Below are 14,834 nucleotides of genomic sequence, written 5' to 3'. Positions count from 1 at the left end.
GGTGTGCTCCGATCAGCCGACGAGCGGCAGGTCGAGGGTGTGCGCGGTGTGGTCGCGCTTGGCGATCAGGTAGCGGGTGTTCGACTCGGTCAGGTGCAGCCCGGTGGGCACCTGCTCGGTGACGGCGATGCCGTGCAGCTCCAGCTGGCCCGCCTTGTCCGGGTTGTTGGACAGGAGACGGATGCGCTCGGCACCGAGCGCGCGCAGCATCTGGGCGGCGACCGCGTAGTCGCGCTCGTCCTCGCCGCGCCCCAGCGCGACGTTGGCGGCATAGGTGTCCAGCCCGGCGTCCTGCAGGGCGTAGGCGTCCAGCTTGGCGTACAGACCGATCCCGCGGCCCTCCTGGCGCAGATACAGCAGGAAGCCGCCCGCGTCGGTGATGCGCTCGATCGCCTCCCGCAGCTGCGGGCCGCAGTCGCACCGCTCGCTGCCGAAGACGTCGCCGGTCAGGCACTCGCTGTGCGGGCGGACCAGCGGCGCAGGCCCTCCGGCCGCCGAGCCCTCGAGGACCCGCCGCCAGTCGCCGAGGCCGAGCAGGAGGTGTTCCCTGCCGTCGACCAGGCCGTCGAAGGTGGACACGTCCGCGGTCGTGGCATACCCGTCGGGGAAGCGCAGCGGCACGGTCACCGTGGTCCGGACTGCCGCGTCCGTCACCGCTCCGGCTCCGGTGCGCTGCGCGGGCACGTGCGCCGCCATGGCGAAGAGGGACATCGGGTACTCCTGTCGCTTGAAGCTTCAAGTAACCATAGGAGCAAAAGTTTGAGAGTTCAAGGAAAGACGTGGCGCGCACTGCGATGTCCCTGCGGCGGGGCCGGGGGGCCACCACGTCCGAGCGGTCGTGCTGCGGCGAGGTGAGCCGCGGCGGCTCGAGAGGTGCGGCGGTGGAGCGGCGTGGCACGCCACCACCCGGACCCGGATGCGGCGAAGGCCCTGGTCAATGTCCTGACCAGGGCCTTCGTCGTGGGGTGAGTGACGGGGCTCGAACCCGCGACACCCAGGATCACAACCTGGTGCTCTACCAGCTGAGCTACACCCACCGTGACTCCGCCCGGGGCGCACCGGCCCGGGGGAACGCGACAACGATACCGGAGGCCGCGAGGCGACCTGCCGGGGGAGTCGCCGGGCTCAGGCGGTCCCGGCGTCCCCGGCCGCGAGCAGCCCGGCGAAGGAGCCGACCACCTGGTCGGCGGCTTGCTTGGCCTGGTCGCCGCTGGGGCCGGGCGCGGGGACGAACAGCGTGCGCCGGTAGTAGGCCAGCTCGCGCACCGACTCGATGATGTCGGCCAGCGCGCGGTGGGCCAGACCCTTGGGCGGCTGGGCGAAGTAGACCCGCGGGAACCAGCGGCGGGCCAGTTCCTTGACCGAGGAGACGTCGACCATCCGGTAGTGCAGGTGGTCGTCGAGCTCGGGCATGTCGCGGGCGAGGAAGCCGCGGTCGGTGCCGATCGAGTTGCCGCACAGGGGGGCGGTGCGCCGCTCGGGGACGAAGCGCTTCACGTAGGCGAGGATCTGCTGCTCGGCCTCGGCGACGGTGAGCGTGGCGGCCCGGACGGCGTCGGTCAGCCCCGACTTCGCGTGCATCTCGGCGACGAAGTCGGTCATCCCGTCCAGGTCGGCGTCCTCGGCGGAGATGATCAGGTCCAGGCCCGGGTCCAGGACGTTGAGCTCCGAGTCGGTGATCAGCACCGCGACCTCGATCAGCTTGTCCTTGGTGAGGTCCAGCCCGGTCATCTCGCAGTCGATCCAGACCAGGTGCCCTGCGCTCTCCGCCACGACGCCCGACAGTACGCACCGCCCGCCACGACCGCCCCGATCACCCCTCGTGTCGATGCGCATCCCAGCCGCTGCGACGGCGCGACCCGAAGGGCTCGGATTCGGCGCTCGTGCCCGTTAGGGTCGCCCGAACGCCCGCCGTCAGGAAGCTCCCCGTGTCCTCTGCACCCGCACCCGTCGCGCCCGCCGCACCCCAGGCGCCGGGCACGCTCCGCGCCGGCCTGGCCCACCCGATCGCCCTGCTGCGGTGGCTGTGGGACGCCTACGTGACCCCGGGCCGGCCCGGGCGGCCCACCGGGCAGGCCGAGCTCCGGTGGATCTACACCGCCTGGCTTGCGGCGTTCCTGCTGAAGATGCTGGGCTCGTCCTGGGACGTCTCCTGGCACTTCAAGTGGCTGCGCGACGACCTCGCGCCGCCGCACCTGCTCAACACCGTGGGCACCGCGGTGGTCGTCGCCCTGGTGCTGTTCCACAGCTACACCGGCTACGGCGTGGACCGCCGCGCGCTGCGCTGGATGCAGGTCGGCACCGCGACCTTCCTCGTCGCCATCCCGGTCGACCTGGTCAACCACCGGGTCAACGGCCTGGACATCACCAGCTGGAGCCCGAGCCACGCGCTGCTCTACCTGGGGACGGCGATCATGCTGGCCGGCGCGCTCCGCGGCTGGTGGCTGTACGCGGAGCCGGGGCGCACCCGCGACCTCGTCTCACTGGGCCTGTGGCTGTTCTTCGTCGAGAACGTGCTCTTCGCGAACCAGCACCAGGAGTACGGCGTGCTCTCCCTGGAGGCTTACGAGGCCGGACGGACGACGGCCGAGCCGTCCCTGCTGGACTTCGCGGCCTCGCAGGGCCAGTCGCCGGCGATGTTCATGCTGCCGGTGCCGTCGTGGGTGCACCCGGCGTGGCTGGTCTGCGCGGGGCTCCTGGCGCTGCTGGTCGCCCGCCGGGTCGTGGGGGTGCGGTGGACGGCGACGCTGGTCGCCGTGGGGTACCTCGGCTACCGCGGTGTCATGTGGCTCGGGCTGGTGGCGCTGGACTTCCCGCCGTCCGTGCTGCCGGTGGTGCTGGTCGTGGGCGCGGTGCTGGTCGACGTCGCCGTGGATCGGCGGGTGCCCGGCTGGCTGGCCGGCCCGGCGGTGGCCGCGGCCGTCTACGCCGTCGCCTTCCCGCTGGAGCAGCTGGGACTGCTGCCGCCGTGGAACTGGTGGTCCGTGCTGCCGGTGGCGGCCGGGTTCGCCGCGCTGTGGGCGGCGCTCGACGCGTTGGCCGGCAGCGCGTGGTCGGCGCGCTGGCGCGCCGCGGACGAGCCTGCAGCCAGCACCCTCCCGGCCTGATCCCGCCGCCGCTGCGCGCGCAGCGGAGCCGGCGCGTCGATGACGTAGCGTCGTGGTCGGCTGCCCGCGGGGGTCGCCCGCGCCGCCCCACGCCGGCACGGCCCCGACCGCAGAACCCGACCGCCCGGAGGACGACGTGCTGGTCCTGACCCCGGCGCCGCTGGAGACGGCGGGTGAGCGCGCCTTCTTCGGGGAGCTCGCGCGGTGGGACACCGGCGCCTCGGTCCGCGCCGCGGTGGTGGCCTCCCTCCCGCTGGTCGACGAACCCATCGGCCGCCGCCAGTGCGACGGGGTCCTGCTGGTCCCCGAGGGCCTGGCCGTGATCCGCGTGGTCGAGGTGCTCCGGCAGTCGGGGGCGGTGACGGCGAGGCCCGAGGGGCCGTGGACGATCGCGCCCGCATCGGGCCCGGAGCAGGTGCTGCACCTGGCCGGTGGCGGCTCCTCGCCGCTCGACGGGTTGATGGCCGCCGGCATGGACACCGCGATGAAGCTGCGCCGGGCCGGGCTGGAGCCCGGGCGGATCGCCCGTCTCACGGTGCTGGTCGGCGAGATCACCGGCCTGGTCCCGGCCGACGGCGACCTCGGCGAGGGCGACCTGGTCGCCACGCTCGACCCCCGCTCCCTGCTGCTGGCGTTCGCCCGTGCCGCGCGGCACGCCGGCGTCGCGAACCCCCGGCTCTGGACGACCGCCGACGTGCGGGCGGCCCTGGAGGCGCTGGAGCTGCCGGGCCGGGGCCCCGCGGTCGAGGAACTCAACGGCGAGGCCTTCCCGTACTCGCCGTACGTGCTGCGCCGTCCCCAGCTCCTGGCCCCGGCGGCGATGGCCGCCTCCCCGGTGGTCGACCCGCCGCTGCTCGACCCGCCGGACGCCCGCGGCACCGGACCGGGCGCCGAGGAGGGGGCCACCGGGCGCGAGGGCGAGCCGCTGAGCGCCACGGCGGTGGCCCGCGCGGTCGCCGCCTCGGTGGCCTCGGCGCACGCAGCCGCGGTGGCGGCCGCCGCACCGACCGGTCCGGCGCCGGGGGCCACCGGCCGGCGGGACACCGTCGAGGTGGGCGGTCCACCCGCCCCGCCGCGCGCGGAGGCCGGGACGCCCGACCGCCGCGGCGCCGTGGACGACGGGCCGCCCACGCCGACCGGGCCGCGCACCGCGGTGCTCCCGGCCGCCTCGCGCGGCGCCGAGCCGCCGACCGCCGAGCCGCCGACCGCCGAGCCCCCGGTGCGCCCGCCGCTCTCCCCGGCGTGGGGCACCACCGCGTCGGGGCGTGCAGCGGACCGGACACCGGCCGAGCGCCGCCGGATCGCCGCGTTCGTCGCGGCGGTGGCGACGGTGCTCGTCGTCGGTGTCCTCGCTGCCTGGCTGCTCGGGGGTGAGCCGGCCGGCGAGGACGCCGGGGGCGGGAGCGGGGCCCCGACGGGCGCCGTCGTGGCCGGCCCCACGCCCGGCGAGGTGCGCGAGGTGGACGGCACCACCTACACCGTGGAGGCGGTGCAGGTCGACGGCACTTGCGCCGGGAACGCCTACGGGGAGGTGGCCGGGTTCTTCACCGCGCGCGACTGCATCGGGCTCTCCCGGGCGCTGTACTCGGCCGAGGTGGACGGGGCCCCGGTCGTGGTGTCGGTCTCCCGGATCACCATGGCCGACGACGCCGCCGCCCGCGAGCTGCGCGCGCTCACCGACCGCGACGGGAGCGGCAACGTCAGCGACCTGCTCCGCGAGGGAGTCACCTACGACGGCGCCCCGTCGGGGCTGCGGTCGGCGCAGTACGCCAGCGCGGTCTCCGGCTCCACCGTCACCGTCGTCGAGAGCGCGTGGGCGGGTGCGGGCTCCGGGGACACCGCGGCGGTGGACGAGGTGGCCTCCGACGGCCTGGCCCTGCCGGTGCCCGACCTGGAGTAGCCCCGTCGCGGGCGGAGGCCCCTAGCGAGCGGTGGCGGCCGCCCAGGCCATCGCGCGGAGCAGCTCGGCCATCGCGGGCCGGTCGAGCCGGCCGGCGCTGTGCGGGGTGGAGTTGATCAGCCCGAAGACGGCGTGCGCGCGGGCGCGGCACGCGGCCGCGTCGGCGTCCGGGTGCACCCGGGCCAGCACGGCCACCCACACCTCGACGTAGCGGCGCTGCAGCCGGCGCACCTGGGCCGCCTCGGCGTCGGGCAGCGAGGTGAGGTCCCGGTCGTGCACGACGATCAGCGCCGGGTTGTCCAGGGCGAACTCGACCTGGAAGCCGATGAGCGCGCGGAGCTGGTCGGCCGGGTCGCTGCCCGCGGCCGCCACCCGGTCGCGCCCGCCGTCGGCGAGCCGGGCGCTGATCCGCAGCAGCATCTCGGCGAGCATCGCGTCCTTGCTGGCGAAGTGCCGGTAGATCGCCGGCCCGGTGACCCCGACCGCCGCGCCGACGTCGTCGACCCCCACAGAGCGGGAGCCGCGTTCGGCGAAGAGCCGGGCGGCGGCCTGCAGGATCTGCTCGCGGCGCGACGGCCGCGCGGCGTCGGCGTGCAGCGCGCTGTCCCGGGCGGGGGAGCCCGGCTCCAGACCCGCGCCGGCCGACGTCATGCGACGGATGCTAGCCCGGCAGTGAGCCGCGGTTAACCCCTCCATGGGGAGGGGTGGACCACAACCGTGAACGGTGGTTAACCTCTCGGGCGTGGACGCACCGGTGCTCTCCCACGCCTCGACGGCCGACGCGGCGGGCGCCGCCCGCAACGCCGTGGCGCACGCCGAGCTGGTCGCCGACCTGGCCGGCCAGCTGAGGCGCGTCGCCCTGGGCGGCGGTGAGCGGGCACGCGAGCGGCACACCGCCCGCGGCAAGCTGCTGCCCCGCGAGCGGGTCGACGCGCTGCTCGACCCGGGCAGCCCGTTCCTCGAGCTCTCACCGCTCGCCGCCCACGGCATGTACGACGGCGAGGCGCCGGCCGCCGGGATCATCACCGGCATCGGCCGCATCTCCGGCCGCGAGTGCGTGGTCGTCGCCAACGACGCCACCGTCAAGGGCGGCACCTACTACCCGATGACGGTGAAGAAGCACCTGCGCGCCCAGGAGGTGGCGCTCCAGAACCGGCTGCCCTGCGTCTACCTGGTCGACTCCGGCGGGGCGTTCCTGCCGATGCAGGACGAGGTCTTCCCCGACCGCGAGCACTTCGGCCGGATCTTCTTCAACCAGGCGAACCTCTCCAAGGCCGGGATCGCGCAGATCGCCGCCGTCCTCGGCTCCTGCACCGCCGGTGGTGCCTACGTGCCCGCGATGAGCGACGAGGCGGTGATCGTCCGCGAGCAGGGCACGATCTTCCTCGGCGGGCCGCCGCTGGTGAAAGCGGCGACCGGCGAGGTCGTGACCGCCGAGGACCTGGGCGGCGGCGACCTGCACAGCCGGGTCAGCGGGGTCACCGACCACCTGGCCGACGACGACGCGCACGCCCTGCAGATCGTCCGCCAGATCGTGTCCACGCTCGGCCCGCGCGAGCCGCGCCCGTGGGACGTCGAGCCGGTCGAGGAACCGCTGCACGCCCCGGAGTCGGTGGTCGAGGTGGTGCCGCCGGACCCGCGCACCCCCTACGACGTCCGGGAGGTCATCGCCCGGCTGGTCGACGGGTCCCGCTTCGCCGAGTTCAAGCCGCTCTACGGGCAGACGCTGGTCACCGGCTTCGCCCGGCTGCACGGCCACCCGGTCGGCATCGTGGCCAACAACGGCGTGCTGTTCGCCGAGTCGGCCCTCAAGGGTGCCCACTTCATCGAGCTGTGCGACCGCCGGAAGATCCCCCTGCTGTTCCTGCAGAACATCACCGGCTTCATGGTCGGGCGGGACTACGAGGCGGGCGGCATCGCCAAGCACGGCGCCAAGATGGTCACCGCCGTCGCCTGTGCCCGGGTGCCGAAGCTGACCGTGGTCATCGGCGGCTCCTTCGGCGCGGGCAACTACTCGATGTGCGGGCGGGCGTACTCGCCCCGGTTCCTCTTCACCTGGCCCAACGCGCGCATCTCGGTGATGGGCGGGGAGCAGGCGGCCTCGGTGCTGGCCACCGTCCGCCGGGACGGGTTCGAGTCCCGCGGCGAGGAGTGGCCGGCCGAGGAGGAGGAGGCGTTCAAGGCGCCGATCCGCGAGCAGTACGAGTCGCAGGGCCATCCGTACTACGCCACCGCCCGGCTGTGGGACGACGGCGTGATCGACCCCGCGCAGACCCGCACCGTGCTCGGCCTCGCCCTGTCCGCCTGCGCCAACGCGCCGCTCGAGGACGTCGGCTACGGCGTCTTCCGGATGTGAGCCAGATGTTCGACACCGTCCTGGTCGCCAACCGCGGCGAGATCGCCGTCCGGGTCATCCGCACGCTGCGCGCGATGGGCATCCGCTCGGTCGCGGTGCACAGCGAGGCCGACGCCGGCGCCCTGCACACCCGGCTGGCCGACGTCGCCGTCCCCATCGGGCCGGCCCCGGCCGCGCAGAGCTACCTCTCCGTCCAGCGGGTGCTGGACGCCGCCGCCCGCACCGGGGCCCAGGCGGTGCACCCCGGCTACGGGTTCCTGTCGGAGAACGTGGAGTTCGCCCGGGCCTGCGATGCGGCGGGGACCGTCTTCATCGGCCCGCCGGTCGCCGCGATCGAGGCGATGGCCGACAAGATCCGCGCCAAGCGGACGGTGATGGCCGCCGGGGTGCCGGTCGTCCCGGGCCGGACGGAGCCCGGCATGAGCGACGCCGAGGTCACCGACGCCGCCGTCGCCGTGGGCTTCCCGGTGCTGCTCAAGCCCAGCGCCGGCGGGGGCGGCAAGGGCATGCGCGTGGTGCGGTCCAAGGAGGAGCTGCCGGACGCGATCGCCGGCGCACGGCGCGAGGCCAGCGGCTCCTTCGGCGACGACACGCTGCTCGTGGAGCGCTACGTCGGCAACTCCCGGCACATCGAGGTGCAGGTGCTCGGGGACGCCCACGGCACGGTGGTCCACCTCGGCGAGCGCGAGTGCAGCCTGCAGCGGCGGCACCAGAAGGTGATCGAGGAGGCGCCGTCCCCCCTGCTGGACACCGCGATGCGCGCCGCGATGGGCCGCGCCGCCGTCGAGGCGGCGAAGGCCGTCGGCTACACCGGGGCGGGGACGGTCGAGTTCATCGTCGACGCGGATCGGCCGGGCGACTTCTTCTTCCTGGAGATGAACACCCGGCTGCAGGTCGAGCACCCGGTCACCGAGATGGTCACCGGGCTGGACCTCGTGGAGCTCCAGCTGCGGGTGGCCGCGGGGGAGCCGTTGCCGATCGCCCAGGGTGACGTCTCGCTCGACGGGCACGCCATCGAGGCCCGGCTCTACGCCGAGGACCCGGCACGCGGCTTCCTGCCCCAGGCGGGCACCGTGCTCGGGCTCGCGGAGCCCACCGGCCCCGGCGTCCGCGTCGACAGCTCGCTGGCCGTCGGCGGGCGGGTGGGCACCGACTACGACCCGATGCTGGCCAAGGTCATCGCCTGGGCGCCCGACCGGGAGACCGCGCGGGCACGCCTGGTGGGGGCGCTGGGGCACACCGCCGTCCTGGGGGTGACGACGAACGCGGCGTTCCTGCGCGCGCTGCTCACCGACCCGGACGTCGTGGCCGGGAAGCTCGACACCGGCCTGATCGAGCGTCGCGGCGAGGAGTTGACCGCGGCCGGGGAGCCGCCGGCGCACGTCTACGCGGCCGCGGCGCTGGCGCTGCTGGTGGAGTCCGAGCCGACCGGCCCCGTCGTCGACCGCTGGGACGTGCCCGACGGGTGGCGACTGGGTGAGCCCGCCTGGACGGTGCGCCGCCTCCAGGTGGCCGGCGCGGACCCGGTGACCGTGCGGGTGCGCGGCCGGGCCGCCGACGCCGAGGTGGCCGTGGGGGACGCGGCACCGGCCCCGGCGCGGGCGGTGCGGGACGGCGAACGGCTGCTGGTCACCTACGCCGGCGAGTCGTCCTCCTACGTGCTGGTGCACGACGGCGGGACGGTGTGGCTGGCCGCCGGCGGCCGGGTGACCGCGTTGCGGGAGCACGAGCGGCTGGCGAGCTCAGCCGGACAGGCCGGGGGTGACGGTGCCGTGACCTCACCCATGCCGGGCACCGTGGCGGTCGTGCGCGCCTCCGTCGGCGACGAGGTGGAGGCGGGCACCCCGCTGCTCGTCGTCGAGGCGATGAAGATGGAGCACGTGCTCACCGCCCCGATCGCGGGGACGGTGACCGAGCTCGGGGTGACGGCGGGCCAGACGGTCGCGCTGGACGAGCGGGTGGCCCTGGTGACCCCGGCGGCTGCCGCTCCCGATCAGCAGGAGAACTGAATGCTCGACTACCGGCTCGACAGCGAGACCGAGGCGCTGCGCAAGACCGTCCAGGAGTTCGCCCGGGAGGTCATCGCCCCGCAGATCGGGGAGTTCTACGAGCGGGACGAGTTCCCGACGGAGATCGTGCGGCAGATGGGCGAGCTGGGCCTGTTCGGGCTGCCCTTCCCGGAGGAGTACGGCGGCGCCGGGGGCACCTACTTCGACCTGTGCGTGGCCCTGGAGGAGCTGGCGCGGGTCGACAGCTCGATGGCGATCACCGTCGAGGCGGGCGTCTCGCTCGGCGCCATGCCGATCTACCGGTTCGGCACCGAGGAGCAGAAGCGGGAGTGGCTGCCCCGGCTGTGCACCGGGGAGGCGCTCGGCGCGTTCGGGCTGACCGAGCCCGGCGGCGGGTCCGATGCCGGCGCGACGCGCACCACCGCGCGCCTGGAGGACGGCCACTGGGTGATCAACGGCTCCAAGGCGTTCATCACCAACTCGGGCACCGACCTGACCGCGCTCGTGACGGTGACCGCTGTGACCGGCACCAGGCCCGACGGCGGCAAGGAGATCTCGGCGATCATCGTGCCGTCGGGGACGCCGGGCTTCAGCGTCGGCCAGCGCTACTCGAAGGTCGGCTGGAACGCCTCGGACACCCGCGAGCTCTCCTTCGACGACTGCCGCGTGCCCGAGGAGAACCTGGTCGGGGCCCGCGGCCGCGGCTACGCGCAGTTCCTGTCCATCCTCGACGAGGGACGGATCGCGATCTCCGCGCTGTCGGTCGGCCTGGCCCAGGGGTGCGTGGACGAGTCTGTGAAGTACGCGGCGCAGCGGGAGGCGTTCGGGCAGCCCATCGGCCGCAACCAGGCGGTGCAGTTCATGATCGCCGACATGGAGGTGCGGGCCTCCACCGCGCGGCTGGCCTACTACCGGGCGGCGGAGAAGATGCTGCGCGGCGAGCCGTTCAAGCGGGAGGCGTCGATCGCGAAGCTCTACAGCTCCGAGGTCGCGATGGACAACGCCCGCTACGCCACCCAGGTGCACGGCGGGTACGGGTTCATGAACGAGTTCCCGGTGGGTCGCTTCTACCGCGACGCGAAGATCCTGGAGATCGGGGAGGGGACCAGCGAGGTGCAGCGGATGCTCATCGCCCGCGACCTCGGCGTCGGCTGAGGGGTCGCCCGCGGGCCGGACCGCCCGCTCAGCGGCGGGCGAGCTCGGCGGCCAGCGGGTCGAGGCCGAGCTGGCCCAGGGCGAGGACGTCGCGGTGCCACTGCGCCAGGTCGAAGGCGTCGCCCGCCCGGCGCCGGGCCTCCTCGCGGCAGGTCAGGAAGACCCGCTCGCCCACCTTGTAGACCGGCGCCTGCCCGGGCCAGCCGAGGTAGCGGTGCAGCTCGTCCACGCGCATGGCGTCCTCCATGCTCACGTGCCGGCGCAGGAAGGCCAGCGCCACGTCGTAGTCCCAGCGCGTGCCGGCCGCCGCGCCCGGGGGGATCGGCAGGTCGAGGTGCACCCCGATGTCGAGCACCACCCGCGCCGCCCGCAGCTCCTGGGCGTCGAGCATGCCCAGCCGGTCGCCCGGGTCCTCGAGGAAGCCGAGCTCGCCCATCAGCCGCTCGGCGTAGAGGGCCCAGCCCTCGGCGTTGCCCGAGCAGGAGCAGAGCAGCCGCTGCCAGCGGTTGAGCCGCTCCGCGTCGTGCACGGTCTGCCCGATCTGCAGGTGGTGGCCGGGCACGCCCTCGTGGAAGACGGTCGTGGTCTCCCGCCAGGTCGTCATCTCGTCGACGCCCTCGGGCAGCGACCACCACATGCGGCCGGGACGGCTGAAGTCCTCGCTGGGGGCGGTGTAGTAGACGCCCTCACCCGCGGTGGGGGTGAGCCGCCCCTCGATGCGGCGCACCGGCTCGGGGATGTCGAAGTGCACGCCGTCGAGCGCGGCCACCGCGCGGTCGGCGGTCTCCTGCAACCAGGCCTGCAGCGCCGCGCGGCCCCGGATGATCCGCGCGGGGTCGGCATCGAGGGCCGCCATCGCGCCGGCCACGCCCTGACCGGGCGCGATCTCCTCGGCGACCCGCTCCTTCTCGGCGACGACGCGGGCGAGCTCGGCCCAGCCCCAGTCGTAGGTCTCGTCGAGGTCCAGCCGCGCGCCGGTGTGGTAGCGGGACTCCACCAGGTAGCGGTCGCGCCCCACGCCGTCGGCCTCGGGCGCCAGCGGCAGCAGCACCCGCTCGAGGTGCCCGGCGAAGCCCAGCAGCGCGCCCGACGCCCGTTCGGCGCCGTCGGCCAGGTCGCGGCCGAGTGCGCTCCGCGGCTCCACCGGTGCCTCGCGCGCCAGCCGGGTGAAGAAGCCGGGCCGTTCCGGGGTGCCCGCCCACCGCCGCGCCCGCTCCGCCGCCAGCCGCACCTGCCGGGCGGCCGAGACGCGGCCCCCGTCGGCGGCGGCGTCCAGGCCGCGGGCGTACCCGAGCAGGGCCGCGGGCATCGCCGCGAGCCGGACGGCGACGGTGGACCAGTCCTCGTCGGACTCCGTCGGCATCAGGTCGAACACCTCGCGGAAGCCCTGCAGCGGGCTGTCGACCGTGTTGAGGTCGGCCTGGGCGTAGCCGGCGTCGTAGCGGTCCAGCTCGGCGCCGAGCCGCTCCAGCATGGCGCTGCGGGCGATCTCGTCCCGCCGGTCGACCGGTTCCAGCGCCTCGGCCTGCGCCCGGGTGCGGCGCAGCAGCTCGGCGTGCGCGGCGTGCCCGTCGGTGCTCAGGTCCGGCCAGCGGTCGTCGTGCCCCCGCACCCCGGTGTAGGTGGCGACCACCGGCTGCGCCGCGGCGTAGCTGTCGACGAAGCCGTCGGCGAGCTGGTCCAGGGGGGAAGGCGGGCGCGCGGGTGAAGCGGTCACCGGGCTCACGCTAGCCCGGTGCGTGGTCAGTACAGCTAGGCGGTGACGTCGACGAGCACCTTGCCGACGGCGCCGTCCTGCACCGCCTGGTGGGCGGCGGCCGTCTCGGCGAGCGGGTGCACGTGCAGCGGGAGGCCGGCGTCCTCACCGACCCGGATCGCGCCGTCGGCGACCGCTGTGGCGACGTCCTCGATGCCGAGCACCTTGGCCCGCTCCGGCTCGGTGTAGACCAGCACGAACTGCCACCGGGCGTTGGGCCCCATCTGCGCGCGCACCGGCACGGTCACCTCGGCGCCGCCGTCGTCGGCGTACATGGCGACCGCCCCGTGCATCCCGATCACCTGGGCATCGACGGCGGCGTTGACGGCCGCGGAGACCTCGACGATCGCGTCGACCCCCTTCGGGGCGATCTTGCGCACCTCGGCGACGACGTCTTGCTGCTTGTAGTTCACGACGTGGTCGGCGCCGGCCGCGGCCGCGAGCTGCGCCTTGCGCGGGCTGCTCACCGTGGCGATGACCGTCGCGTCGGCCCAGCGGGCGAGCTGGATCGCGGCGTTGCCCACCGCACCCGCGCCGCCCTGCACCAGGACGGTGTGGCCGGTGAGCGCCCCGGTGCCCAGCCGGTCGGGGAGGGACTCGGCGACGGTCAGGCAGCGGTGCGCGGTGAGGAACGGGATGCCGAGCGCCGCGCCGAGCTCGAACGGCGTGTTCTCGCCGAGGAGGACGACGTGCCGCGCCGGGACGAGGGTGTACTCCGCGGCGGTGCCCCAGGGCCGCTGCCACGCGGCCTCCCAGATCCACACCCGCTGGCCGAGCATCGCCGGCTCGACGCCCTGGCCGACGGCGTCGACGGTGCCCGAGCCGTCCTGGTTCGGCACCTGCCCGTCCGGGCCGGGCTGCGCGTTCGTGCGCGACTTCCAGTCGGTGGGGTTGACCCCGGAGAACGTCACGCGGACCCGCACCTCGCCGGGGCCGGGCTCGGGCACCGGGCGGTCGACCAGCTGCAGGACGTCGGGGCCACCGGGCTGGGTGTAGGAGATCGCTCGCACGCACCGCCCGCTACCCGGCACCGGGGGAACGATGCGTCAGCCGGGCGGTGCGTCGTCGTCGGTCGGCCACTCGGGGAGCGGCAGGCCGGACACGGTCAGCAGCCGCTCGACGGTCTGCTCGACCACCTCGTCGGTGGGCGGGACGCCGCCGGGGGAGGCCATGAGCCGTCGCACCTCGGCGGGCGCGAGGTCCGTGCCCACCGCGTCCCGGACCCACCGGGCGTAGCCCTCGGCCTCGGCGTCGACGTCGACCGGGGCGGAGGCGTCGGGCTCGTCGAAGTAGACGCGGGGCTCGTACCCCAGGAAGAAGCGGCCGCCGGAGGCGTCGGCGGCGCGGTAGTCGACGGTGGCGATATCGCTGTCGTGCACGTCGACCATCAGGAACGGCACCGCGGTCGGCCGTCCCGTGCGCCAGCGTCCCTCGCTGTAGACGAGCGTGCCGAAGTAGCCCATGGCCCCGAGGCTACTGACGTCCGGGCCGGCAGCCCGGGAGCCGGAGTCGTACCCGCGCCGGCAGGTCCGGTCCCGTGACCCGCGCTGACGACCGACCCGTCGGGCGGTTCCCGCCACTACTCTCCGGCGATCCGGGTGGCGCCCCTGCGGAGGCGGGGGTCGAGGGTGAGGAGCCAGGAGTGGACGGACGGCGGATGCTCAGGGCGCTGGCCGTCGGCACCGCGGCGGCGGTGCTCGGCGGAGCGGTCGGGGCGGTGCTGACGCGGGGGCTGATGCGGCTGGTCGCGCTCGTGGCCGGGGGCGACACGGCCTTCAGCTGGAGCGGTCTGGCCTTCATCGCGATCTTCTACATCGTCTTCCTGGCCCCCGGCGCCGTCGCGCTGGCCTGGAGGCGGTCCCGCTGGTCGCTGGCCGTGCTGGTCCTCGGCGCCGTCGCCATCTCGGTCCAGGCGGCCGGGATCGCGCAGAGCGACCTCGAAGGCGTCGGTCCGCTGGGCGTCGGCCGGTGGACCGCGCTCACGGTGCTGTTCGTGGCGATGGCAGCCGTGTACGCGCTCCAGGCCGTGCTCGTCCACCGGCTGGTGCGCGCAGGTGGGCGTGATCGGGGACGTGAGCCGGCGGCGCAGCTCACAGCTGCGTGAGCGACCCCGGCGGGAGGTTCACCACGATCGCCTCCTGGCTGCTGCGCGCCAGGACGACGACCGCTTCCTCGTCGCCGGGATTCTCCTCGCGGTGCGGGGTCCAGGGCGGCACGAAGACGTAGTCGCCCGGCTCCGGGGTCAGCCGCACCTCCTCGCCGTCCCGGGCGAAGACGAACACCGGCCGGCCGGAGACGACGTAGATGCCGGTCTCGGAGTCGCCGTGGTGGTGGTTGGCCGAGGCGGTGCCGGGCGCGACGTGCGCCTGGCCCATCCACACCTTCTCCGCGCCGACGCTCTTCCCGGACACCGCCTCCCGCCGGGTCATGCCGCTGCTCTGGCCGGTGTCGGTCGAGAGCTCGGCCGCGCGGACGTGCCGCAGCGGCGCGTGCCAGTGGTCGGTGCCGCCGGGGTTCGAGTCCTCTGCCATGCGCGGACGCTAGCGCTGGA

The 14,834-nt window shown here is 74.9% G+C and carries 13 protein-coding genes and 1 tRNA gene; 6 read left to right on the top strand and 8 right to left on the bottom strand.

Annotation, left to right across the window (positions count from 1 at the left end; genetic code table 11):
- Window positions 1–12: 12 nt before the first annotated feature.
- The 3 genes from ACI79W_RS19180 to orn all read right to left on the bottom strand — a co-directional run bounded on the left by ACI79W_RS19180 (window position 13) and on the right by orn (window position 1,773).
- A complete protein-coding gene (locus ACI79W_RS19180) occupies window positions 13–711 on the bottom strand; it encodes a GTP cyclohydrolase II (protein ID WP_456563677.1) in 699 nt (232 codons plus the stop codon).
- Between the two features lie 250 nt (window positions 712–961).
- A tRNA-His gene (locus ACI79W_RS19175) sits at window positions 962–1,037 on the bottom strand.
- Window positions 1,038–1,125: 88 nt separating this feature from the next.
- The gene (gene orn / locus ACI79W_RS19170; RefSeq protein WP_456563676.1) at window positions 1,126–1,773 is read right to left on the bottom strand and encodes an oligoribonuclease; all 648 of its coding nucleotides are present in this window, start codon (window positions 1,771–1,773) and stop codon (window positions 1,126–1,128) included.
- 155 nt (window positions 1,774–1,928) lie between these two features.
- On the opposite strand from orn, the gene ACI79W_RS19165 reads away from it, so the two are divergent.
- Both ACI79W_RS19165 and ACI79W_RS19160 read left to right on the top strand, forming a co-directional pair.
- A complete protein-coding gene (locus tag ACI79W_RS19165) occupies window positions 1,929–3,107 on the top strand; it encodes a hypothetical protein (RefSeq protein WP_456563675.1) in 1,179 nt (392 codons plus the stop codon).
- 136 nt (window positions 3,108–3,243) lie between these two features.
- On the top strand, window positions 3,244–5,007 hold the full coding sequence (locus tag ACI79W_RS19160) for a hypothetical protein (protein WP_456563674.1): 1,764 nt from the start codon (window positions 3,244–3,246) through the stop codon (window positions 5,005–5,007).
- Window positions 5,008–5,028: 21 nt separating this feature from the next.
- Here the strand turns inward: ACI79W_RS19160 and ACI79W_RS19155 are convergent, their stop codons facing one another.
- Window positions 5,029–5,658 carry an SACE_7040 family transcriptional regulator gene (locus tag ACI79W_RS19155; protein ID WP_456563673.1) on the bottom strand — a complete coding sequence of 210 codons (630 nt, stop codon included), beginning with the start codon at window positions 5,656–5,658 and terminating at the stop codon, window positions 5,029–5,031.
- Window positions 5,659–5,749: 91 nt separating this feature from the next.
- Here ACI79W_RS19155 and ACI79W_RS19150 point away from each other — a divergent pair, with 91 nt between their 5' ends.
- From ACI79W_RS19150 to ACI79W_RS19140, 3 genes are read left to right on the top strand one after another with little or no spacing between them, the layout of a single operon-like run.
- A complete protein-coding gene (locus tag ACI79W_RS19150; protein ID WP_456563672.1) occupies window positions 5,750–7,363 on the top strand; it encodes a carboxyl transferase domain-containing protein in 1,614 nt (537 codons plus the stop codon).
- Between the two features lie 5 nt (window positions 7,364–7,368).
- On the top strand, window positions 7,369–9,372 hold the full coding sequence (locus ACI79W_RS19145) for an acetyl/propionyl/methylcrotonyl-CoA carboxylase subunit alpha (RefSeq protein ID WP_456563671.1): 2,004 nt from the start codon (window positions 7,369–7,371) through the stop codon (window positions 9,370–9,372).
- The gene (locus ACI79W_RS19140; protein ID WP_456563670.1) at window positions 9,373–10,527 is read left to right on the top strand and encodes an acyl-CoA dehydrogenase family protein; all 1,155 of its coding nucleotides are present in this window, start codon (window positions 9,373–9,375) and stop codon (window positions 10,525–10,527) included.
- A gap of 28 nt (window positions 10,528–10,555) precedes the next feature.
- On the opposite strand, the gene ACI79W_RS19135 is transcribed toward ACI79W_RS19140, so the two are convergent.
- Genes ACI79W_RS19135 through ACI79W_RS19125 form a run of 3 tightly spaced genes read right to left on the bottom strand, consistent with a single transcriptional unit; the run spans window position 10,556 to window position 13,746 of the window.
- Window positions 10,556–12,244, bottom strand: a complete 1,689-nt coding sequence (locus tag ACI79W_RS19135) for a DUF885 domain-containing protein (protein WP_456563669.1) — start codon at window positions 12,242–12,244, stop codon at window positions 10,556–10,558.
- A gap of 35 nt (window positions 12,245–12,279) precedes the next feature.
- Window positions 12,280–13,293 (bottom strand): NADPH:quinone reductase, encoded by a 1,014-nt coding sequence (locus tag ACI79W_RS19130; RefSeq protein ID WP_456563668.1) that lies wholly within the window; start codon window positions 13,291–13,293, stop codon window positions 12,280–12,282.
- Window positions 13,294–13,329: 36 nt separating this feature from the next.
- Entirely contained in the window at window positions 13,330–13,746 is a 417-nt protein-coding gene (locus ACI79W_RS19125) for a hypothetical protein (protein WP_456563667.1), read from the bottom strand.
- Window positions 13,747–13,925: 179 nt separating this feature from the next.
- On the opposite strand from ACI79W_RS19125, the gene ACI79W_RS19120 reads away from it, so the two are divergent.
- Complete coding sequence (locus ACI79W_RS19120) at window positions 13,926–14,387, top strand: hypothetical protein (protein ID WP_456563666.1); 462 nt, start codon at window positions 13,926–13,928, stop codon at window positions 14,385–14,387.
- Here ACI79W_RS19120 and ACI79W_RS19115 read toward each other — a convergent pair.
- Window positions 14,374–14,814, bottom strand: coding sequence for a cupin domain-containing protein (locus ACI79W_RS19115; protein WP_456563665.1), 441 nt, complete (start codon window positions 14,812–14,814; stop codon window positions 14,374–14,376). The genes ACI79W_RS19120 and ACI79W_RS19115 overlap by 14 nt on opposite strands.
- Window positions 14,815–14,834: the final 20 nt, after the last annotated feature.

It is taken from the genome of Blastococcus sp. SYSU DS0533, from assembly GCF_054050775.1.
Note: the sequence above shows the minus strand (reverse complement) of the source record. Positions and strands in the feature narration are given on the sequence as shown.